Here is a 22,781-nt window from a genome sequence, read left to right as displayed (position 1 = left end):
CATAAATAAGACGCAAATTTTTACGCAAAAAAAACAAATGAAAACAGAGTTAGTGATTGATTTAGAGGCGGAAAAGCAAGAGATATTAAAGAGATACAGGGCCTTACTTCGGGCCAGCAAGTCTACGTTGCAGAAAGGAGATAAAAAAGAAATCAGGAAGGCTTTCGATATGGCGCTTGAAAGCCATAAAGATATGCGACGTAAATCTGGCGAACCTTATATCTATCATCCTATAGCAGTGGCACAGATTGCTGCTGAAGAAATTGGCTTGGGTACCACATCCATCGTATGCGCTTTGCTTCATGATGTGGTAGAGGATACCGATATTACACTTGAAGATATTGAGCGTGAATTTGGCAAGAAAACCGCTAAAATTATTGATGGATTAACGAAGATATCAGGCGTATTTGATACCAATAGTTCTCTGCAGGCAGAAAATTTTCGTAAAATGCTGCTTACGCTGGCGGACGACGTAAGGGTAATTTTAATTAAACTGGCTGATCGTTTACACAATATGCGTACGATGGAGTTCATGCCTCGCCACAAGCAGCTGAAAATTGCATCCGAAACCATTTATCTTTACGCCCCACTAGCCCACCGTTTAGGTTTATATGCCATAAAATCAGAATTAGAAGATCTTTCCATGAAATATCTTGATCCTGACACTTATAAATTTATCGCTAAGAAACTGAATGAGAAAAAAGCAGAGCGTGCCCTTTTCATCAAAAAATTCGTAGAACCGATTGATGAAATTGTTCACGAGCAAGGTTTGGTTGCTGATGTTTATGGCCGGCCAAAATCCATCCATTCAATATGGAATAAAATGAAAAAGAAAAATATTCCTTTCGAAGAGGTTTACGATCTTTTTGCCATTCGGATTATTTTAGACAGCGCCTATGAAAACGAGAAGGCAGATTGCTGGAAGGCCTACTCTATCGTAACAGATTTATACCGCCCAAATCCTGACCGTTTGCGTGATTGGGTATCATCACCAAAGGGAAATGGCTATGAAAGTTTGCATACCACTGTGATGGGGCCACGTGGACAATGGGTGGAAGTGCAAATCCGGACACAACGCATGAATGAAATCGCTGAAAAAGGTTTTGCTGCACATTGGAAATACAAAGAATCAAGCAACGATAATGGCCTTGATCAATGGATCCAAAAAGTTAGGGAAATGCTAAGCAATCCGGAAGCAAATGCTTTAGATTTTCTTGATGATTTTAAAATGAATCTTTTCTCTGATGAGATTTTCATTTTTACTCCCAAAGGTGCACTGCTACAGTTGCCCCTAGGAGCAACAGCATTAGATTTTGCCTTTGAAATTCATACCGGAGTAGGTGCCACCTGTATTGGGGCAAAGGTGAATCATAAACTGGTTCCCATATCTTATAAACTCCAAAATGGCGATCAGGTAGAAATTATCACCTCTAATAAACAAACTCCAAAAGAAGATTGGTTAAACATTGTGGTGACGGCGAAAGCTAAATCCAAAATTAAGTCATCACTTAAAGAGGAAAAAAGAAAAATTGCCGATAATGGGAAGGAAATTCTGGAGCGAAAGCTTAAATCGCTTAAAATCACTTACAACACCGATAACCTACAAAAACTAAGTTACTTCTTCAAATTGCCATCTACCCAGGAGCTTTTTGTAAATGTTGCGCTGGGAAAAATTGAGCTAAGAGATATTAAAGACTATCTAAATAGCGAGAAAGAAGTAGAAACCCGTGGACCAGAACGCCCTGAAAATTTATCTGTAGATGGTGTTAAGAATAAAATAAAAGGCGGAGAATCTGATATATTATTAATAGGTGAAGACATGCAACGTATTGATTATACGCTTGCGGCTTGTTGTAATCCTATTCCCGGTGATGATGTTTTTGGTTTTATCACTGTTAGTGACGGGATCAAAATTCACAGAACCAATTGCCCGAATGCAGCGCAATTAATGGCCAATTATGGCTATAGAGTGGTGAAGGCAAAATGGAATAAACAACAGGAGTTAACTTTCTTAACCGGTTTACGCATAGTTGGTATTGATGATGTTGGGTTAATCAATAATATTACCAGGGTAATTTCAACTGACTTTAAAGTTAATATGCGTTCCATTACAGTGGATACCAATGAAGGCATATTTGACGGTTCAATCATGATCTTCGTTAATGACACCGAACATTTGGAGAATTTAATTAAGAACCTATTAAAGGTGAGAGGAGTTACGGGGGTAACGAGGTTTGATGCATAAAAGAGTCCGAGAGTCCAGAGTCCGAAGCCAGACTGCAGTACCGAATAGTTATATGTATTAAATCAAATTGCTAAGTACGTAACAAAATAAATGCAAATACGATGTTCGATGAATTAACAAAATATAAAAAGAAGGACCATTTCTTCTTTCGCGCCACCGATGCTCTAAGTCAAGTTTGCAATGCACCAACCAACCAAAGTGGAATTTATATTGTGTATGCTTTAAAGAATGGAAAAATTGAACTAGTTTATATTGGAAGGTCAGGAAAGATTAAATCTGATGGTACAATGTTCATTCGAAAAACAGGTTTGGGTGGCATAAAAGATAGGATTGTAAACGGTCATCAGTTTGGTAAAATTGCTAGACGAAAATCATGGCCAATCCAAATGCTAAGTGAGGGGATTGAAGCTTTGGATGTTTATTGGTATGCAACACATGATATAAATTTAAATGATTGTCCAAGATTATTAGAAAATAAGTTGCTCAAGCGACATACAGAAATATTTGGACAGCTTCCTAAATGGAACAGAGAGTTTTAGCATGATTCAATCGTAGCTTATAACAACGGCTTGGCTAAAGTTGCAAGAAAATATTGTATCACATGTTAAATTATCTAAACCAGTCACCTTCTCCAAACCTTGGAACGTTACATACCATTTGCAGATTGAACTTCGTACCTTTATCTTCCTGCCCCCGACTTATTTCAATATTTCAACAATCAAACACTATAACAGTACAACAATTCAAATTTATGTAATCATTTCATCGGCGTAATCATTTTTAAAAACAATTTACCTACCTTTGATTGGAGTTTAAACACTATGCCTGAACAAAAAACAAATGAGCTCGTTCGTAAGATTTTTGAAGCTTATTTAGAAAACAAGAATCTACGCAAAACGCCTGAGCGTTTCGCCATATTAGAGGAAATATATTCTAGAAACGATCACTTTGACGTTGAAACCCTCTATATCCACATGAAAAATCAAAAGTATCGTGTAAGTCGAGCTACGGTTTACAATACTTTAGAGTTATTGGTTTCATGTGATCTGGTTACCAAACACCAGTTTGGCAAAAACATGGCACAATTTGAGAAATCTTATGGCTACCGTCAACATGACCATGTAATCTGCATTGAATGTGGTAAAGTAGTAGAATTTTGCGATCCCCGCATTCACCAAATTCAAACCATGGTTGGAGATCTTTTAAAATTCGATGTAAAACACCATTCGTTAAACTTGTATGGATTTTGCTCAGATTGCAGCATGGCCAGAAAAGTGAACGAGTCTGCCAAGACAACCAAAATTGAAGAAAATTAAATCAATCCACAAAATAAAACCAGCTTAAATTTTTAATAATGACGCAAGTAGATGTACTTCTCGGCCTGCAATGGGGTGATGAAGGAAAGGGAAAAATCGTTGATGTACTCAGTCCAAAATATGATCTTATTGCCCGTTTTCAGGGTGGTCCGAATGCCGGACACACTTTAGAGTTCGATGGCAAAAAATTTGTTTTAAATACTATACCATCAGGAATTTTTAACGAAAAAACCATGAACCTTATCGGGAATGGTGTAGTAATCGATCCAATCATTTTAAAAAGAGAGTTAGATAACTTAAAAAAAGCTGGTCATGATCCTGTTGCCGATGGCAAATTGGTAATTGCACGTAAAGCACACTTAATTTTACCTACTCACCAATTATTGGATGCGGCTAATGAAGCACGCATGGGTAAAAATAAAATCGGTTCAACACTTAAAGGAATTGGCCCGACTTATATGGATAAAACTGGTCGTAATGGTCTTCGCGTTGGCGATACTACACTTCCAGATTTTAAGGAACGCTATGCTAAGTTAGTGGAAAAGCACACCGAAATCCTTTCACACTACGATGGTTTTGAATATGAACTGGCAGAAAAAGAAGCTTCATTCTTTGAAGCTATTGAGTTTTTAAAATCTATACCTCATGTAGATAGCGAACATTTTGTAAATGGCTATTTAAAAGAAGGAAAAGCAGTTTTAGCGGAAGGTGCACAAGGAACATTATTAGATGTTGATTTTGGATCTTATCCGTTTGTAACCTCTAGTAACACGACCACTGCTGGTGCATGTACGGGTTTAGGTATTGCACCTAATAAAATTGGTGCTGTTTACGGCATCTTTAAAGCTTATTGTACGCGTGTTGGCGGTGGCCCATTCCCTACTGAATTAGATAATGAAGTTGGCGAGAATTTGCGTGCTTTAGGTCATGAATTTGGTGCAACTACAGGTCGTGCCCGTCGTTGTGGCTGGATTGATCTTCCTGCATTAAAATATGCCATCATGTTAAACGGAGTAACCGAATTAATTATGATGAAAGCTGATGTATTGGATACATTTGAAACCATTTATGCTTGTACGCATTACGAATACAATGGTGAAACCATTGATTACATGCCATATGATATCATTTCAATTGAACCAAAACCAGTATTGAAAGCAATTGAAGGTTGGGCTACTGATGTGACTAAAATTACTTCAGTTGATCAGATTCCAGCTAAATTGAATGATTATATTGCATTTTTAGAAAAAGAATTAGAAGTGCCAATTAAATTCCTTTCTGTAGGACCAGATAGAGCACAAACTTTAGAATTACGTTAAAATATTTCAATACCTATACAGAAAAAGCAACCTGAAACATGGTTGCTTTTTCTGTATATAACATTTTTTAGTTTTTTAACAGTCTTTATTTATCTTAGAACTCCCTACAGAAAACATTACATCTCATCGATATCTAATTATTACACTAAAGTTTAATTTAAATAAAAATGAGTGATTTAAAATTATTTGAAGAAAAGGCAGTACGTTCTGTATGGAATGAACAAGAGGATAAATGGTATTTCTCTATAGTTGATGTGGTTGAAGTATTAACAGAAAGCCACAATCCACAAGTCTATTGGAGGGTTTTGAAAAAGAGACTTTTAGCTGAGGGAAACCAAACCGTTACAAATTGTAACGGTTTGAAAATGATGGCACCTGATGGAAAAATGAGAATGACGGACGTTGCCAATACTGAACAACTCTTGCGTCTTATTCAATCTATCCCATCGCCTAAGGCTGAACCTTTTAAACAATGGCTGGCACAAATCGGCGCAGAAAGAATTGCCGAAATAGAGAACCCCGAATTAGCACAAGCCAGAATTAGCACAAGCCAGAATTAGAGCCACTTATAAAGCTAAAGGATACAGCGATGAATGGATAGAAAAACGAATTCGCGGCATTCTTGTACGTGATGAACTTACTAATGAATGGAAACAAAGAGGTGTTAAAGAAGGCAAGGAATACGCCATTTTAACTGCTGAAATTAGCAAAGCAACTTTTGGCATTATACCAAGCGACTACAAAAAGTTAAAAGGTTTAACAAAAGCGAATGAGAATTTGAGAGACCATATGACCGATTTGGAACTGATTTTTTCAATGCTGGGAGAGGCTTCAACAACAGAAATCGCCAAAAATAGAGACGTTAAAGGCTTTGAAGAAAACCATACCGCAGCAAAAGCAGGTGGCAGTGTTGCGGGTAAAGCTCGAGAAGATTTGGAGCAAAAATCGGGTAAAAAGATAGTAAGCAATCAAAATTTTAAAGGGCTTACAGAAAAAAGAGATGAGAAAAACCTGGAATAGTAATAAATAGTCTTAAACCGCATCAAAATAAAAAATAGCATCTTTGAAAACCACACAAAATATTCCTGATTTTAAACAAAAGGCATTGCATTGGGCAAATCAGTTTGATGTTTGCTGTTTGTTGGATTCGAATGACTATAAAGATATTTACACAGCTTATGATTTCCTGATCGCGGCTAGCGTTCACGATGAATTAGAATGTCCGGTAATTCAGGCATTTGATCACTTAAAAAACTTTTATTCGCTACATAAAGAATGGATATTTGGTTTTTTTAGCTATGACCTTAAAAACGGAATTGAAAATCTCGAATCGAATCATCCCGACCAACTTGCTTTTCCTGATTTATACTTTTTCGTTCCGAAGTATTTGATTGGCGTTAAAAATGGGGAAATAAAAGTTTTAATAGGTAATGAGTCGATTATTGATGAGATCAAACAATTTAAAACCAGCAATATTCCTGATGATAATCAACTTAATATTGCAAAGCGAATAACAAAGGATCAATACATCGATAAAGTAGAAACGTTAAAAAATCATATTCTTCGTGGTGATATTTATGAAGTTAATTTCTGTCAGGAGTTTTTTGCAGAACATGCGGTAATAAATCCTGTACAAACCTTCGAAGCATTAAATAGCTTATCTCCTACTCCATTTTCAGGTTATTTCAAAATCAAAAATCATTACATTTTATCGGCTACACCGGAAAGGTTTTTATGCAAACGTGATAACAAACTCATTTCACAACCTATAAAGGGAACGGCAAGAAGAAGCAATAATCCACAGGAAGATGAGCGCATTGCCATTCAGCTTAAAAACGATTCGAAAGAACAATCTGAAAATGTAATGATTGTAGATCTGGTGCGCCATGATCTTACAAAATCTGCGGTTAAGGGTTCCGTTCAAGTAGATGAACTTTTTGGCATCTATAGCTTTCCACAGGTTCACCAAATGATTTCAACGATCAGTTGTGAACTTCATCCAGAAATTCATCTGGTTGATGCAATAAAAAATACTTTTCCGATGGGTTCTATGACCGGTGCTCCTAAGGTTAAAGCAATGGAATTAATTGAAGAGTATGAAGAAACTAAACGTGGGATCTATTCAGGTTCTTTTGGTTACATTAATCCAGACGGCGACTTTGATTTCAATGTGATCATCAGAAGTATACTTTACAATGCAGGAAATAAATATTTATCCTTTCAGGTTGGAGGAGCAATTACTTATGAATGCAATGCAGAACAGGAATATGAAGAGTGTTTGCTCAAAGCCAGTGCGATGTTGAAGGTGTTAGGTGGTTAGGTGGTTAGGTGGTTAGGTGGTTAGGTGGTTAGGTGGTTAGGTGGTTAGGTGGTTAGGTGGTTAGGTGGTTAGGTGGTTAGGAAAAACAATCACTACAATAGTATGTTTTAAGGTTTGCCCAAAAAAATAATATACCTCATAACCAATCATATCATTTTTCTATTTTAATTATGTAATATATTTTTAATAGATAATCATGATTATCGGACATATTACTTCATTAAAGATAGATAGGCTCATCTATTAAAAATAAAAAAGGTTGAAGGTTTTTGCACTATGCATACACCTTCAACCTTTAAACCTTCAGCCTTCTACCTTGAAGGCTTTATTTTTTATAGTACTGCTGTGCTTCAGGTAAATATTTTTGAATTTGAGCAATACGAGTTGCATCACTTGGGTGGGTACTTAAAAATTCTGCTGGTTTTTGTGCTCCTGCAGACGCAGCCGACATTCTATTCCAGAAACTTGTTGCATTTTGTGGATTATATCCGGCCATAGCCATGAAGATTAAGCCTAAGCGATCTGCTTCCAACTCTTGATTACGACTAAATTTTAGCATGGCAACTGGCGTACCTACACCATAAAGAGTATTAAAAATCGATTGTGTCTTAGGATTTTTAGATAATGCTACTCCGGCAGCTGCTCCAACACCTTGTGCTACCATCTCCTGCGACATACGCTCAGCCGAGTGGCCAGCAATAGCATGAGCAATTTCATGCCCCATTACAGTTGCTAAACCAGCATCATCTTGTGTTACTGGTAAGATACCTGTATAAACCACAATCTTTCCTCCAGGCATACACCAGGCATTTTTCTCATTATTTTGAACTACGTTAACTTCCCACTGGTAATCAGCAATTAAATTACCGTAGTTATTGTTGTTCATATAAGTTTTTACTGCATTAATTAGCTTATTGCCAACAGTTTTCACTTTTAAGGCTTGCGCATTGGATGCTGATAAAACAGTGCTTTTATTTTCAGTTAAAAAAGTACTGTAGGCTTGAAAAGCCATTGGCAAAACCTGATCATTACTTACCAAATCAAATCGACTACGTCCTGTTAAAGGTACTGTTGAACATGAATTAAATAATAAAATGCCAGCAATACCTGCCGTTAAAAATAGTTTTTTCATAATGATTAGTTAAATAATAAACCTTTTAGGCAAACCGAAAATTAAACAGTATGCTTGTAATAGGTTTTTAATAGTGTGTTTTTGTTAGTTAATTAGTTTTTTTCCTAAACAAATACACTTTGGATTCCTTGCCTTTCAGCAATCTTTCGAGATTTTTTTGATGTGTAACTAAGATCAGAACACAAACCACCATGCCATAAAGCACTTCTGATTTTATAGAGACCTGAAACAAAAAGACAACACTGAGTGGGAATGTAAAGCCAGCACAGATAGAACTTAATGAAACATATTTAGTTAATAAGAGTACAATCACGAAAACCAGAACGCAAAGCATAGATGCTTCAAAGTTAACTGCCAAAATCATTCCAAAAAGTGTAGCCACTCCTTTCCCGCCTCTAAAACCTGCAAAAACAGGAAATAAATGTCCCATTACTGCAGTAACACCTAAGGCAAGTTGATAATTCACAAAAACAACAGAATTTTGTGGTCCGGTAACAGACATGCCTATTAAATAGGCTAAATTGGTAGCCGTATAGCCTTTGGCAATATCAATGATCATTACCGCTATACCTGCCTTTTTACCTAAAACCCTGAATGTATTGGTTGCACCTGCATTACCACTTCCATACTCTCTTACGTCAATACCATAAAAGGCCTGACCAAGCCATACAGCGGTTGGTATAGATCCAAATAGATACGCGAACAATAAGGCACTAAGCGAATAAACCGTAACCATAGCCTACAATGATACAAAAAATAAGCTTTCAATTTTATAACACATCAATTTAGTATGCTTTTAAGCTGATGTCAAGGCTTTTTACAGAATGTGTAAGTGCACCCATTGAAATAAAATCTACACCGCAAGCAGCATATTCTAAAACATTTTCTTCTGTTATACCACCAGATGCCTCGGTTGTAAACCTACCATCAATTAGTGCTACAGCAGTTTTTAAATTTTCGAAACTAAAGTTATCCAGCATGATCCGGTCTACACCTCCAATAGCCAATACCTGCGATAATTCCTCAATATTCCTCACTTCAATCTCAATTTGCAAAGATTTATGGTGATCAGCTAAATATTTTTTGGTCGAATTAATGGCATTGGAAATTCCGCCGGCGTAATCAACATGGTTGTCTTTGATTAAAATCATATCATACAACCCAATCCGGTGATTAACACCACCACCAATCCTCACTGCCCATTTTTCAAGGTAACGTAAACCAGGTGTTGTTTTACGGGTATCTAAAATTTTAGTTTTAGTATCTTTCAAAAGTGAAACAATGCGATGTGTTTTCGTTGCAATTCCACTCATTCTCTGCATACAGTTTAAAACTAACCTTTCTGCAATAAGAATAGCGTGTGTACTTCCAGCTACTGTTAATCCTATATCACCTACTTTTACCTCGGCTCCATCTTGCAACAATGTTGTCACTTGTAAATCAGCATCTACAATTTTGAAGATCTCCTGTGCCATTTCCATCCCAGCGAGAATTCCATCTTCTTTAATGATTAGTTTTGCCTTACCCTGAGCTCCTTCCGGAATGGTTGATAATGAAGTGTGATCTCCATCTCCCACGTCTTCAGCAAGAGCATTTTTTATAAATTGATGTATAAGTTGAATATCCAAAGTATAGATTTTATGCCGCAAAAATAAGAATTATTTGTGAGCGTACAATTGATAGATATATTTAAAAGGAAGCTGACTTAAGAATTTAGCTGATATTGACGGCAACTTATTTATGTTTAATAAATTATTCGGTGCCTTGTATAATAGAAATTTAGTCTTAATCCTTTGCAGGCTCAATTCTTAATTCAGTAATCAAAAAACTACTGTTAAATTTTTTCATGGTGATAGAAACCCTGAATGTTTCTTTCGAGGTACTTAAAATTACAACACCAAACCGATAATTTGGACTATTGTTAATTTTATGAAAAACACTTGTTTTAACAGGAGGATGTTTGACAAAAAAATCCCTCAAAATTTGTTCACCCTGTGCTTTAGAATAGACATCTTCTTCGTCAACAATAATCAGTTCAATAGTTGAAGCAAAATTTTTAGCAATCTCTTTAGCATTACCTGCTTTAAAATACGATGATAAATCATCAATAATATCAGCCTGAATGGCTTTAGAACTATATAATGACGATAAACTAATGATAAGTAAAAAGAAGCTCCGGATCATTTCTGTATTTTATGCAGAAAGAGTAGCTAAAATTATGCCATTAGCTTATCAAAAAACAGATTTCTTAATGTGTATAACCTTCAATAAAGTTATATTTGCCATGTGAATAGAATACTAGAACACGATTTACAAGAAAATGTTTTGTTCTTAATTATAATTTTTGAATATATATGGTAAATAATAAAAAAGTCGCTCTTATCATTTTAGATGGCTGGGGTTACGGACATCAGGATAATTCTGATGCTGCATACGCTGCAAAAACACCTTTTTTTGATTCCTTATTACAACACTATCCAAATTCAAAGCTGGAAGCATCCGGCGAAGCTGTAGGATTGCCTGCCGGACAAATGGGAAATTCAGAAGTTGGACATATGAATTTAGGTGCTGGTAGAGTTGTTTATCAGGAACTTGGAAGAATTAACAAATCCATAACAGACCGGGAATTGCATGTAAATCCTATTTTACTTAATGCTTTTGATTATGCGAAACAAAATAATAAAGCTGTTCATTTTATCGGTTTAGTTTCAAATGGAGGTGTTCACGCACATATTGAACATTTAAAAGCACTCTGCGATGCAGCAAATGAAGCTCAGGTTGAAAAAACTTTTGTACATGCCTTTTTGGATGGCAGGGATACAGATCCAAATTCTGGATTAGGTTTTATTACCGATCTACAAAATCACCTTCAGCATGGAAACGCAAAACTGGCTACAATGATCGGCCGTTACTATGCAATGGACCGTGATAACCGCTGGGAGCGTGTAAAACGTGCCTATGATGTAATGGTGAACGGTGTTGGAGAAAAAACACAGGATGCTTTGAACGCCATTCAAAATTCATATCACAATGGCATTACGGATGAGTTTTTAAATCCGGTAGTGCTTACCCAAGCAAATGGAGCGCCTATCGCAACTATTCAGCCTGATGATGTGGTAATCTGTTTTAATTTCCGTACAGATAGAGGACGAGAAATTACTACTGCATTAACACAAAAAGATTTTCCGGAGCAGCAAATGCATAAGTTACCATTGTATTATGTAACCATGACCACATACGATGAAAGCTTTGAGAAAGTGAATGTGATGTTTACCAAAGATGATCTGACCAAAACTATTGGTGAGGTTCTATCTCAAAATAATAAGAATCAGATTCGTATTGCAGAAACGGAAAAATATCCTCATGTTACCTTCTTCTTTTCGGGCGGAAGGGAAACTGAATTTCCAAATGAGAAACGCATCTTAATTCCTTCACCTAAGGTAGCCACATATGATTTGCAACCAGAAATGAGTGCAGCCGGAATAACAGAAGCCATCACCGCAGAAATGGAATCGGGATGGGCAGATTTTATTTGCTTAAACTTTGCCAATCCGGATATGGTAGGCCATACAGGTGTTTTTGATGCGGTGGTAAAAGCCGTAGAAACAGCAGATAAATGCGCTGAAACTGTAGTCAATAAAGGTTTGGAAAATGGTTATTCATTTATTTTATTAGCAGATCATGGGAACTCTGAGTTTATGGTTAATGGCGATGGATCTGCAAATACGGCCCATACCACTAATCTGGTTCCTTGTATCCTTATCGACAGTGATTATAAAACTATTGCCGATGGAAAACTTGGTGATATTGCCCCTACCGTTCTTAAAATTTTAGGCGTTGATATTCCAGCTGAAATGACTGGAAACGTATTAATATAATGATCAAACCCCTTTATATACTGGTATTTGCTTTGGCACTTCTTTCATGCAATCAGCGTGAAGAAGCTAAAGCAAATACCGATTTAACTTATTTCGATTTAAAAGGCTACTTTGGAAAAGAGATTCTTCGTTTGAAAAAAGCCAAAACCAAAGTAAATAAAACGGTAAGTATTAACGGTATCGAAGAGAATAAAACCTCACTGATTAATGACTGGGATAAAGAACTTGCCATTTTTGTAAATGCAGATATTAACAAAAACTCCTGGAAAGGTAGTTTTGAAGTTAATAAAAAAGTTGACGTAGATACTTATACAACTAACAATAAGAAGATTCCAATTAAGAAAATCTCAGTAACACACCGATTCTCTCAAGTAAGTAAAGTTGAAATCATCATTAATAACAAGAATATTTTATTTCAATCACGGGATACGCTTATCTATGTTCCAGATCAATTGTATCAGATTAAAAAACAACAGAAAATAAGATTTCTTGACACTAAAAATTATTCAATAATTGCCAGATTTAATCCATAAAAAAAGCAGTCAAACTAATGTTGACTGCTTTTTTTATGGATTTTTAAATTTATTTTAAGCTGGCTATCTGTGCTTTATCGTAAGTAACCCAGTCGATAATATCTTTTCTTAATGGCTGCATGGTGAGTACTTTCTGAAAATCGGCAATTGAACTGTTAAATAAACCGATACAGGCAACCTTCTCTGCTCCCTTTTTTACTTTGTAAGATTTATAAATTGCATAATCTTTATAGGCTAACCCACGATTTTGAAACATCTGTGTATCCTCATCTCCATTAATTTCAATGGCTTTGGTAAAATCCTTAATGGCAGCAGTATAGAAATTTTCACGCATGGTATTCAGCGATTCTTTCGGATCATTTGCGATATTTAATCTTGCTTTTCCACGGTAATAATAGGCAGAAACCTCATTAGGCTTCATGGCCAGTAAACGACTATAGGTTGCAATACACTTTTCATATTCTCCATTTTGAAAATAAGAATAACCCAACATTTTTAAAACATTGGCATTATCAGGGGTTTTGGTATCAGCTTTTTCTAATTGTGTAACAGCAGTTTTATAATCACCCTTCATCATGGCCTGCATGCTCTTTTCATAATTGTTCTGGGCAAAACTTGTAGTTGATGAGAAAATAATTAATCCTAAAATCGCTTTTTTAAAATAGTTCATGTATGAATAATAATTTAGATAAATCTAGCACCTTCAGGGGGTGTTTTTTTTGCAATATAATTCTATTATAATAATTTAATAGTTTTTAATTTTTTTACCCTTAAAAAACGGAATGCCCCAGATATTAGCATTAACGCTAAATTAGAAGAATTATGATATTTATCTCAACAATTATATTTCTCTGCCTTTTTAACATAAGATTAATATAGTTTTTACTTTGGCACAAGAGTTGAATTTATTATATTACTAACATAATTAAACAATGTGAATACGATCAAACTGCCAGTTTGTCGTGAGAGGAAAACGTGAAAATGAGTAAACAAGATATATTTGATTTCCATTCTGCTATGCCAATAATCAATGAGGATACCGAATTTTTCCCTTTAATGTCTCAACAAGACGAAGAGGAAATGAACAATGAGGATACGCCTGAAACATTAGCTATTTTACCCTTAAGGAACACCGTTTTATTTCCAGGAGTGGTTATTCCAATTACCGTTGGAAGGGATAAATCAATAAAATTAATAAAAGAAGCTTACAAAGGAAACAAAATTATTGGGGTAGTATCTCAAATGGATGTTTCTATTGAAGACCCTACCTTTGAGCAACTTAACACGGTGGGTACAGTGGCTAATATCATTAAATTGCTACAAATGCCAGATGGCAATACCACTGTAATTATACAAGGTAAGCAAAGATTTAGTCTGATTGAAGAAGTTCAGAATGAGCCTTACATCAAGGCTGTTGTCAAAAAATTTGAGGAGCAAAAACACAAGGCTGATAAAGAGTTTAAAACTTTAATTGCGTCTATACGTGAAATGTCAGCTCAAATTATTCAGCTGTCTCCAAATATTCCAAGCGAGGCTAGTATTGCTTTGAAAAACATTGAAAGCAATTCATTTCTGATCAATTTTATTTCATCAAACATGAATGCCGAAATGGCCGATAAGCAAAAGATTCTGGAAATGAATAAATTGCTGGATCGGGCACAGAAGGTAATGGAATTGTTGATGGTTGAATTACAGATGCTGGAATTAAGAAATCAAATTCAATCTAAAGTTCGTACCGATCTGGATAAACAACAACGTGATTATTTCTTAAACCAGCAGTTAAAAACAATTCAGGAAGAATTAGGTGGAAACTCTGCCGACTTAGAGTTTGATGCTTTACAAGAAAAAGCAAAACTGAAGAAATGGACAAAAGAAGTTAATGATCACTTTGAGAAGGAGCTTGATAAACTAGGTAGGATGAATCCGGCTGCTCCAGATTATTCTGTTCAATTGAATTACCTTGAATTGCTATTGGATTTACCCTGGAGTGAATTTACAAAGGATAATTTTGATTTAAAAAGAGCACAACGCATTTTAGATAAAGACCACTTTGGCTTAGAAAAAGTAAAACAACGTATTGTTGAATATCTTGCTGTACTGAAGCTTAAGCGAGATATGAAGGCGCCGATCTTATGCCTGGTTGGCCCTCCGGGTGTTGGTAAAACTTCATTGGGAAAATCCATTGCGAAAGCTTTAGGCCGTAAGTATGTTAGAATGGCTTTAGGCGGCATTCGCGATGAAGCAGAGATTCGTGGTCACCGTAAAACGTATATCGGTGCAATGCCAGGTCGTATTATTTCATCCATCAAAAAAGCTGGTGCAGATAACCCTGTATTTGTTTTAGACGAGATTGATAAAGTTGGAACTGATCACCGTGGCGATCCATCCTCAGCGTTACTTGAGGTATTAGATCCTGAGCAAAATAATGCTTTCTATGATCATTATGTAGAAATGGATTATGATTTATCTAACATTTTATTCATTGCAACAGCCAATTCATTGAGTACTATACAACCAGCATTATTGGATCGTATGGAAATTATTGAGGTGAATGGTTACACAATTGAAGAAAAGATTGAGATTGCTAAGAAATACCTTCTGCCAAAACAGAAAGAAAACCACGGCTTACAAAATAAACATATCAACCTCAAACCTGCGCTGATTGAAAAGGTAATTGAAGACTATACCCGTGAATCTGGCGTACGTGGTTTAGAAAAAAGAATAGGTTCTCTAGTGCGTGGTGTGGCTACTAAGGTAGCTATGGAAGAAGAATACAATGTAACTTTAACCAATGAAGATGTTGAACGCATTTTAGGTGCACCAATTTATGATAAAGATTTATATGAGGGCAATGAAGTAGCAGGTGTGGTTACTGGTTTAGCCTGGACAAGTGTTGGTGGTGATATCTTATTTATTGAATCTAGCTTAAGTCCGGGTAAAGGGAAACTGACTTTAACGGGTAATCTGGGGGATGTCATGAAAGAATCAGCGGTAATTGCGCTGGCTTACTTACGTGCACATGCAGCAGAATTTGGCATTGATTATGCGCTATTCGATCATTGGGATGTTCATGTTCACGTACCTGCAGGTGCAACACCTAAAGATGGACCTTCAGCTGGTGTAACGATGTTAACCGCACTAACCTCTGTATTTACCCAACGTAAGGTAAAACAACATTTAGCCATGACGGGTGAAATCACCTTGCGTGGTAAAGTTTTGCCTGTAGGGGGGATTAAAGAAAAAATCCTGGCTGCCAAAAGAGCAAATATTAAGGAAATTATCCTTTGTAAAAGTAACCGAAAGGATATTTTAGAGATTAAAGAAAGCTACATTAAAGACCTTACTTTCCATTACGTAAGCGAAATGAGTGAGGTAATAGAATTGGCTTTAACAAAAAATAAAGTTAAAAAACCATTAGACCTGAGTATTAAAGCTGCTCCGATTGTCAATTAAATGGTAAATCTTTTGGATGATCTTTCGAAAATTCAATAACAATAAATACATTTATAGCCCGGGTAATCATCCGGGCTTTTTTATGAAATTATTTTTCACCACTGCTATTCTTTGCTTAATCTGTCTAACAGGTTTCAGTCAGTCTTTCAAAAATGAATTTGGTTTTAAAACCGAAAATGATGCTTACTTAGCTACCTTAAACGACCGTTACTATACCAATGGATTATTCCTTTATTTTCGTAGGGCAATAGATCCAGCAAAATTTTCAGAAAAAATAGAAAAGAAAACCTATGAAATTTCTGCCGGTCAGAAAATGTATACACCATATTGGGGGCAGGTAGCTAAAAGAGAAGATCAAGACCGGCCTTTCGCCGGTTATTTATATGCCGGTGCTGCTTATTCTGTATTTTATAAAAATGAAAGTGTTTTGAAAACCAGTGTAGAAATAGGAACCGTTGGGCCAAATTCACTGGCACAGGATGCACAGAAATTCCTACATAAAACAGTTGGCTTTTATACCCCTGCCGGATGGGAATATCAAATTAAAAATGAATTCGCTGTTAACCTTGCTGCAAACTACAGTAAGCTTTTGGTACGATCTAGCGATAATATAGTTGATTTAAGTGGCCAGGGTTATGCAAACTTAGGTACTACATTTTCAGGCTTAGGTACATCAATTTTATTTAGAGCAGGAAGATTAAACCAGTTGTTTAATAGTGCTTATCATAATGCGGTGATAGGTGACTCAAAAACAGCTGCATTAAATAAATCAGAATTTTTCTTCTATGCCAAACCCCAATTAAATGTTGTGGCTTATGACGCTACTATACAAGGCAGTTTATTTAAGAACAATAGTCCGGTTACTTTTGATGTACAACCAATTGTTTTCGAACAACAGTTTGGCGTAAACTACAGCTCAAAGAGATTTACGGCAGATTTCAATATTATATTTAAAACAAAGGAAGTTAAAAGTGTTGCTAAGGCGCAGAATTATGGTGGCTTGAGTTTGTATTATCGATTCGGAATATAAAACCACTAAATCAACTAAAAGGACTTTTGACTTTCTATAGTATTAATAAAAATAGCAGTTTTTTACTTTGGGTTTTATTCCCCGTTTAGGGTGTTTGGGGCTTTTCGGCTTTTCTTTCGATCAGAATTAACTGCCTTATTTTTTAAGCGCTTTTGAATAACAGCTTTAGGAATTTTGGTTGGCTTTCTCCTTTTCTGTACATGAAGAGACTGTTTAAGAAGTTCAATTAGTTTCGCAACAGTTTTCTCCTTATTTAGCAATTGGCTTCGATCTTCCTGAGATACAATATGGAGTAAACCTTCGCTATCTAACCTATTTTCCAAACGAGATTTCAATAGAGTTTTCTCCTCTTCACTAAGATAATCATTTGCTTCTAAAGCGAAAATCAATTCGACCTTACTAGAAACTTTGTTTACATTTTGCCCACCTTTGCCCCCACTTCTGGAAGTTTTGAAAGTAACTGATTTTAAAATTTCTTCTCTGGTGGGTAACATGTTACAAAATTATAAAAGATAATCCAACTAAAAAAGCTAGTAACTAAACAGTCTTTTTTTACCTTTGTAACAGAATGAAGAAGAACTTAGTTATAGCTATTGATGGCTATTCATCGTGTGGAAAAAGCACCCTTGCAAAGGCCCTGGCTAAAAAATTAGGTTTTATTTATGTAGATAGCGGCGCCATGTACCGTGCCGTTACACTATATTTTTTGAGAAACAATATTGATGTGAGTGATGATGCAGCTGTTATTGATGCTTTACAACATATTGAATTAAACTTTCATTCCAGAGATTATGAGTCACATATCACTTTAAATGGTGAGGAAGTTTCTGATGAGATTCGTTTAATGCCAGTTTCACAAAACGTGAGTGAAGTGTCTGCTCATAAAATTGTTCGCCATGAAATGGTAAAACAACAGCAGCGGATGGGCAAATCAAAAAGCATTGTGATGGATGGCCGCGATATTGGCACCACCGTTTTTCCGCATTCACCTTTAAAGTTTTTTATGACTGCTGATCCGAAAATCAGGGCTGAAAGAAGGTTTAAAGAATTAGAAAGCAAAGGCAATAATCAAACCACGCTGGAAGAAGTTTTTGAAAACCTGGCACATCGTGATTATGCTGACACCACCCGTAAAGAAAGTCCCCTAGTGCGGGCTGATGATGCCATTATTTTAGACAATACAAATTTAACCCAGGAGGAACAGCTCAATTTTGCAATCGGAAAAGTTGAACCGTTGATGGCCGGATAGTATTTTATATTTATCTGCTTATTTTAATTTCATACATTTAGTGGTAATTATGATGCTACTATGAAATTAAAACACCTAACCGCACTTGCTCTATTTTTTACTATTATTTCTTTTAATGCCCATGCGCAAAAAGGCTGGATCAATCTTTTTAATGGAAAAGATTTAAAAGACTGGAACATCAAAATTTCCAAGCATAGTTATAAGGAAAATTATGCCAATACTTTTCGGGTAGAAAATAGCTTAATGAAAGTGAGTTATGATGGCTATCAGGAGTTTAATCAACAATATGGCCATATCTTTTATAAAAAACCATTTTCTGCTTATTTATTAAAAGTAACTTATCGGTTTGTTGGCAACCAAGCCAAGGGCGGAGAAGGTTGGGCAATTCGCAATAGCGGTGCCATGTTGCACTGTCAGAATCCGGCAACCATGTTAAAAAATCAGGATTTTCCCATTTCTATTGAAGCACAAATTTTAGGTGGAGATGGCGAACATATTCGCCATACCAGTAATGTCTGCACACCGGGAACACTGATTAATTACCAAGGTAAGCTGTTTACCGATCATTGTTTAGATTCAAAGTCGAAAACATATTCCGGAGATCAATGGGTTACTGCAGAATTTCTGGTTCTTGGAGATTCTGTAATTAAACACATCATCAATAAAGAGGTAGTACTGGAATATACCAAACCACAAATTGGAGGTGATAACGTTTCTAATTATGACCCAAAAATAAAAATTGATGGCACCCCTTTAAAATCTGGCTATATCTCATTGCAAAGTGAAAGTCACCCAATAGAATTTAAAACTGTTCAACTTTTTGACCTGGAACCTTATCTGAAAAATAAAACGAAACTTGATCAGGTAGTCAATCAGTTATTAGAAAAGTAACCTTAATCTATTTATTGCTAGATAAATGATGCGCTTAACCCATTCTTCGATCAGACACTTTATTCCTTTTTTATTTTTATTTATAACTACAATTGCCTTCGGACAAAAAGCATATACAATTACTGAAATACCTGATCCGAAAAAACAAGATGGTGGTTGGGTAAGTGACCCGGACAAAATATTATCGCCTGATGATATTTTACAAATTAATAGTAAAATATCTGAATTTGAAAGTAAAACCAATGTTCAGATGGCTGTTGTAATTGTAAATGATTTCAACCATGATCAGGAAGATTTTGACTTTGCCTACACCCTTTTTAATACTTGGGGAATTGGCTCAAAAACCAGTAATAACGGTTTACTTTTATTTATTGCTAAAGACAGACGCAAATATCGATTTATTACGGGCACCGGAGTTGAAGGTGTTCTACCGGATGTGAAACTTAAACACATCGCAGAAAAAAATCTTATTCCAGCTTTTAGAGAAAATAATTTTGGCACTGGCATTATCAATACCATTGATGCACTTGGCGTAATCATTTTGAAGCCAGAAAACAATTCTGAACTCAATCAATTCTTCACCCAAAAAGAAAGCAATAGTTCATTGGGAAAGTTTTGGATTCCCATGCTGCTCATCATTTTAGGCTTTTGGGCGATTTTTAAAATCGTAAACAGGCAGTCTAAAAAAGAAAAGAAATCAAAATCTTCAAAACAGGAAAGTTATGATCCCGCTCTTATAAAAGGCTGTGCCGGCTTTATTTTTTTTGGTTTCCTTTTAGTATTCGCTATTGTATTTTTCGGAGGGTTCGATCTTATTGAAAAAATAAAACTAGCCCAAATACCTATTATTGCTTTCATTATTTTGTCCATCATGCTTTTCTTCAGGTATTTGTTTTTCATTGCCTCCATCAGAAATCAACATCAGGACGATAAAAATTTCTTTAATGCAGTTAAGGCTTTTCATCAGAAAAACTGGTGGCTGATCTTTTTTTCTCCGCTTATCATCATTGCCATCATCAGACATCTGATCAAGAGTACTAAAACTAATGATCGTTTTAAGCCTGTTTTAGATAGCAAAAACGAGGAGATGACCCGTGTTGACAGGGATATTAATATAGAGGGAACTCCTTATTTAACACCCGGCCAACGTAAAGAAGAAAAGGAGAAAGTTTATGATTACGACATTTGGGAAAATAAAGGCAAAACAGAACATATTATAAAACAGTGGCCTGCTGAAGAATTTGACAAATTTTTGGAGTGTCCGGCTTGCGGATTTAAAACTTACAAACTAAATAAAAAAATCACAACTAAATCTGCAACTTATAGCCATGAAGGGCAAGCCAAGATCATTAATGAGTGTAGCTTCTGCAAAAAAACTGAGTTTATCAGATGGATAACATTGGCCATGCTGGTGGAGTCAAGTTCATCATCGGGATCATCTTCATCTAGCAGTAGCAGCAGTTCTTCGTCTTCCTCGAGTAGCTGGGGTGGCGGTAGCAGTAGCGGCGGTGGCAGCGGAGGAAGTTGGTAGCTAAACGACATTTTAACTGTTTTCTATGCCTAATTAAAAGTATTTCCTAATTTTGACTTGCTTAGCACGATGTTTGCGCTTTGCGTCGTTATCCTATCACCCTTTAAAACTGATTGCAGAATCCCATTATGATGAATAGAATTTTCTTTATATTAATTGCCCTTTTTATTTTCTCCAGCCGTGTTAGTGCTCAAGATACCTATCGTGTAACGGCTGATGAATTACGGGTTAGAGAAACCAATAACCCTAAAAGTAAGGTTATAGGCTCCATTATGCAAAATGGAAAGGTTGAGGTTTTAGACACCACGAATGCGAAATTCTATAAGGTTAAAATAAAAAAACGTGAAGGCTGGGCAAGTAAAGATTTTATTCAAAAAACTTCGGTTACAAAACCAGCAGTACCTCAAGCGAATGCACCTACACCAAATGCAACAACCAGTTCTACAGCAGATGTGATTTATCGGGTAACTACCGATAACCTGAGAGTAAGGGAAAAGGCTGATGCTAAGAGTAAGATAACCGGATATTTACCTGAAAATGAAAATGTAGCTGTAATTGATTCTACAAATAACAGTTATTATAAAATTAAAGTAAGTAATGGCGAAGGTTGGGTAAGTAAGTCATTTTTGGTTAGGGTTTCGCCAATTACTAAACCTGTTGCTGCAAAAACAGGTGTTTCTGTTGAAGTACCAAAAATTGCTAAAGATTATTCTAATATTATTCTTTTCGCTATAGTTGCACTGGTTTTTGGCACTATTCTTTATTTTATCTTTAAATATTCCAATCAGAATAAAATACTGATTGGCATTTCTGCAATAGTAGTTCTGGTGGTTGTTTATTTTTGCTTTGTTACTTTTATACAGCCAAAAAAAGTTTCAGGAACTTATGTCAGTGATAGTGATACACAATATAAAACCTTCGATTTTGGCACTCAAGATTCTGTATTAGTAAAAGACACTTACACGGATTCTACCTTTAAAGCAAAGTATGTTATTGAAGGAGACATGATCAAACTTTATGATCAGCAAAATATGATCTTACTATTGATTAGAGATGAACAAACCTTGGTTGGAGAAGGATTTACCAGGGGAACTTTTACAAAGAAGTAGGGCTATAAAATTTGTATATTTGGTATTATGAAAGTATTATTAGAGATTCCAGATCACAAAGCATCTTCTTTATTGGATGTGCTGAATAGCATTCCTTATGTTAAAGCTAAAAAAATTATTGAGCCTAAGGATCTTTTAATAGCAGAAATAAAAGAAGCCGTTGAAGAACTTAAATTGATCAAGCAGGGTAAATTGGAAGGAATACCAGCAAAGCAGCTGCTTGATGAATTATGATGTTATAGCAGTTCCTAGTTTCAGAAGGGAGCTTAAAAAACTTTCAAAGAAATATCATTCACTAAAGGCGGATTTAGCTGTCTTATTCGATGATTTAGAAAAAAACCCCGCGATAGGTACTCCTATTGGCAAAAACTGCTTTAAAATTCGAATTGCAATTACATCCAAAGGTAAAGGCAAATCAGGCGGAGCCAGAGTTATTACAAACTTTATAATCACTGAGTCCACAGTTTATCTACTTTCCATTTATGATAAATCTGAGCAAGATAACATTTCTGATAAGGAGCTTCTCGAGCTATTAAAAGAAATATCAGGATAACTTTTCTGCTTTAGCATATTTATCAATTTAAACCCGTTAGAGCGAATAGCATATAGCACAGCGAGGACTATTAGCAATAATGGGACTGCTACGTCCAAATAATTAACGCACACTCATTTCTAAATAATTGAGAAAAATCGCATTAATGTTATTTGAATTTTACGATTCAGATGCTGAAATAAATTCAGCATGGCGACTAGTAGAATCTTAATAACCTAAAAA

At 35.7% G+C, this 22,781-nt stretch carries 23 protein-coding genes; 17 read left to right on the top strand and 6 right to left on the bottom strand.

Translation table 11 applies throughout. The features are described from left to right. Positions 1 to 37 precede the first annotated feature (37 nt). The 7 genes from EV200_RS21300 to EV200_RS21275 all read left to right on the top strand — a co-directional run bounded on the left by EV200_RS21300 (position 38) and on the right by EV200_RS21275 (position 7,200). The gene (locus EV200_RS21300; protein ID WP_132536427.1) at positions 38 to 2,245 is read left to right on the top strand and encodes a RelA/SpoT family protein; all 2,208 of its coding nucleotides are present in this window, start codon (positions 38 to 40) and stop codon (positions 2,243 to 2,245) included. Between the two features lie 101 nt (positions 2,246 to 2,346). Further along, positions 2,347 to 2,784 carry a hypothetical protein gene (locus tag EV200_RS21295; RefSeq protein ID WP_132536425.1) on the top strand — a complete coding sequence of 146 codons (438 nt, stop codon included), beginning with the start codon at positions 2,347 to 2,349 and terminating at the stop codon, positions 2,782 to 2,784. A 282-nt stretch (positions 2,785 to 3,066) separates the two neighbouring features. Further along, on the top strand, positions 3,067 to 3,561 hold the full coding sequence (locus tag EV200_RS21290; protein WP_132536423.1) for a Fur family transcriptional regulator: 495 nt from the start codon (positions 3,067 to 3,069) through the stop codon (positions 3,559 to 3,561). Between the two features lie 38 nt (positions 3,562 to 3,599). Then, a complete protein-coding gene (locus tag EV200_RS21285) occupies positions 3,600 to 4,880 on the top strand; it encodes an adenylosuccinate synthase (protein ID WP_132536421.1) in 1,281 nt (426 codons plus the stop codon). A gap of 167 nt (positions 4,881 to 5,047) precedes the next feature. After that, entirely contained in the window at positions 5,048 to 5,440 is a 393-nt protein-coding gene (locus EV200_RS21925; protein WP_208864592.1) for a BRO-N domain-containing protein, read from the top strand. A 238-nt stretch (positions 5,441 to 5,678) separates the two neighbouring features. Further along, on the top strand, positions 5,679 to 5,900 hold the full coding sequence (locus EV200_RS21920; protein ID WP_208864591.1) for a hypothetical protein: 222 nt from the start codon (positions 5,679 to 5,681) through the stop codon (positions 5,898 to 5,900). A 43-nt stretch (positions 5,901 to 5,943) separates the two neighbouring features. Next, positions 5,944 to 7,200, top strand: a complete 1,257-nt coding sequence (locus EV200_RS21275; protein WP_132536419.1) for an anthranilate synthase component I family protein — start codon at positions 5,944 to 5,946, stop codon at positions 7,198 to 7,200. 325 nt (positions 7,201 to 7,525) lie between these two features. Here EV200_RS21275 and EV200_RS21270 read toward each other — a convergent pair whose 3' ends face one another. The 4 genes from EV200_RS21270 to EV200_RS21255 all read right to left on the bottom strand — a co-directional run bounded on the left by EV200_RS21270 (position 7,526) and on the right by EV200_RS21255 (position 10,516). Further along, positions 7,526 to 8,332 (bottom strand): M48 family metallopeptidase, encoded by an 807-nt coding sequence (locus tag EV200_RS21270; RefSeq protein ID WP_132536417.1) that lies wholly within the window; start codon positions 8,330 to 8,332, stop codon positions 7,526 to 7,528. A gap of 88 nt (positions 8,333 to 8,420) precedes the next feature. Beyond that, positions 8,421 to 9,068, bottom strand: coding sequence for a glycerol-3-phosphate 1-O-acyltransferase PlsY (gene plsY, locus EV200_RS21265; protein ID WP_029288920.1), 648 nt, complete (start codon positions 9,066 to 9,068; stop codon positions 8,421 to 8,423). A 49-nt stretch (positions 9,069 to 9,117) separates the two neighbouring features. Further along, entirely contained in the window at positions 9,118 to 9,960 is an 843-nt protein-coding gene (nadC, locus tag EV200_RS21260) for a carboxylating nicotinate-nucleotide diphosphorylase (RefSeq protein WP_132536415.1), read from the bottom strand. A gap of 157 nt (positions 9,961 to 10,117) precedes the next feature. Next, complete coding sequence (locus EV200_RS21255) at positions 10,118 to 10,516, bottom strand: DUF4783 domain-containing protein (protein ID WP_132536413.1); 399 nt, start codon at positions 10,514 to 10,516, stop codon at positions 10,118 to 10,120. A 170-nt stretch (positions 10,517 to 10,686) separates the two neighbouring features. On the opposite strand from EV200_RS21255, the gene gpmI reads away from it, so the two are divergent. Further along, complete coding sequence (gene gpmI, locus EV200_RS21250) at positions 10,687 to 12,210, top strand: 2,3-bisphosphoglycerate-independent phosphoglycerate mutase (RefSeq protein WP_132536411.1); 1,524 nt, start codon at positions 10,687 to 10,689, stop codon at positions 12,208 to 12,210. Continuing rightward, positions 12,210 to 12,743, top strand: coding sequence for a hypothetical protein (locus tag EV200_RS21245; protein WP_132536409.1), 534 nt, complete (start codon positions 12,210 to 12,212; stop codon positions 12,741 to 12,743). Before gpmI ends, EV200_RS21245 begins: the two co-directional genes overlap by 1 nt. A gap of 49 nt (positions 12,744 to 12,792) precedes the next feature. Here the strand turns inward: EV200_RS21245 and EV200_RS21240 are convergent, their stop codons facing one another. Further along, positions 12,793 to 13,413 carry a tetratricopeptide repeat protein gene (locus EV200_RS21240; RefSeq protein ID WP_132536407.1) on the bottom strand — a complete coding sequence of 207 codons (621 nt, stop codon included), beginning with the start codon at positions 13,411 to 13,413 and terminating at the stop codon, positions 12,793 to 12,795. A 311-nt stretch (positions 13,414 to 13,724) separates the two neighbouring features. Between EV200_RS21240 and lon the strand changes: the two genes are divergently transcribed. Together lon and EV200_RS21230 are read left to right on the top strand one after the other, a co-directional pair. Next, positions 13,725 to 16,196: an endopeptidase La gene (gene lon, locus EV200_RS21235; RefSeq protein WP_132536405.1), complete on the top strand. Its 2,472-nt coding sequence runs from the start codon at positions 13,725 to 13,727 to the stop codon at positions 16,194 to 16,196. An 82-nt stretch (positions 16,197 to 16,278) separates the two neighbouring features. Then, positions 16,279 to 17,226: a lipid A deacylase LpxR family protein gene (locus EV200_RS21230; protein ID WP_132536403.1), complete on the top strand. Its 948-nt coding sequence runs from the start codon at positions 16,279 to 16,281 to the stop codon at positions 17,224 to 17,226. Positions 17,227 to 17,300: 74 nt separating this feature from the next. On the opposite strand, the gene arfB is transcribed toward EV200_RS21230, so the two are convergent. Beyond that, a complete protein-coding gene (gene arfB / locus EV200_RS21225; RefSeq protein ID WP_132536401.1) occupies positions 17,301 to 17,720 on the bottom strand; it encodes an alternative ribosome rescue aminoacyl-tRNA hydrolase ArfB in 420 nt (139 codons plus the stop codon). 74 nt (positions 17,721 to 17,794) lie between these two features. Between arfB and cmk the strand changes: the two genes are divergently transcribed. The 6 genes from cmk to EV200_RS21195 all read left to right on the top strand — a co-directional run bounded on the left by cmk (position 17,795) and on the right by EV200_RS21195 (position 22,559). Further along, positions 17,795 to 18,475 carry a (d)CMP kinase gene (cmk, locus tag EV200_RS21220; RefSeq protein WP_132536399.1) on the top strand — a complete coding sequence of 227 codons (681 nt, stop codon included), beginning with the start codon at positions 17,795 to 17,797 and terminating at the stop codon, positions 18,473 to 18,475. A 60-nt stretch (positions 18,476 to 18,535) separates the two neighbouring features. Next, positions 18,536 to 19,366: a 3-keto-disaccharide hydrolase gene (locus EV200_RS21215; protein WP_132536397.1), complete on the top strand. Its 831-nt coding sequence runs from the start codon at positions 18,536 to 18,538 to the stop codon at positions 19,364 to 19,366. A 25-nt stretch (positions 19,367 to 19,391) separates the two neighbouring features. After that, complete coding sequence (locus EV200_RS21210; RefSeq protein ID WP_132536395.1) at positions 19,392 to 20,897, top strand: TPM domain-containing protein; 1,506 nt, start codon at positions 19,392 to 19,394, stop codon at positions 20,895 to 20,897. Between the two features lie 128 nt (positions 20,898 to 21,025). Beyond that, positions 21,026 to 22,006 carry an SH3 domain-containing protein gene (locus EV200_RS21205; protein WP_132536393.1) on the top strand — a complete coding sequence of 327 codons (981 nt, stop codon included), beginning with the start codon at positions 21,026 to 21,028 and terminating at the stop codon, positions 22,004 to 22,006. Positions 22,007 to 22,033: 27 nt separating this feature from the next. Beyond that, positions 22,034 to 22,240, top strand: a complete 207-nt coding sequence (locus EV200_RS21200; protein ID WP_132536391.1) for a hypothetical protein — start codon at positions 22,034 to 22,036, stop codon at positions 22,238 to 22,240. Next, positions 22,230 to 22,559 (top strand): type II toxin-antitoxin system RelE/ParE family toxin, encoded by a 330-nt coding sequence (locus EV200_RS21195; protein ID WP_132536389.1) that lies wholly within the window; start codon positions 22,230 to 22,232, stop codon positions 22,557 to 22,559. Before EV200_RS21200 ends, EV200_RS21195 begins: the two co-directional genes overlap by 11 nt. Positions 22,560 to 22,781: the final 222 nt, after the last annotated feature.

It is taken from the genome of Pedobacter psychrotolerans (genome assembly GCF_004340665.1).
Taxonomy (GTDB): Bacteria; Bacteroidota; Bacteroidia; order Sphingobacteriales; family Sphingobacteriaceae; genus Pedobacter; species Pedobacter psychrotolerans.
Note: the sequence above shows the minus strand (reverse complement) of the source record. Positions and strands in the feature narration are given on the sequence as shown.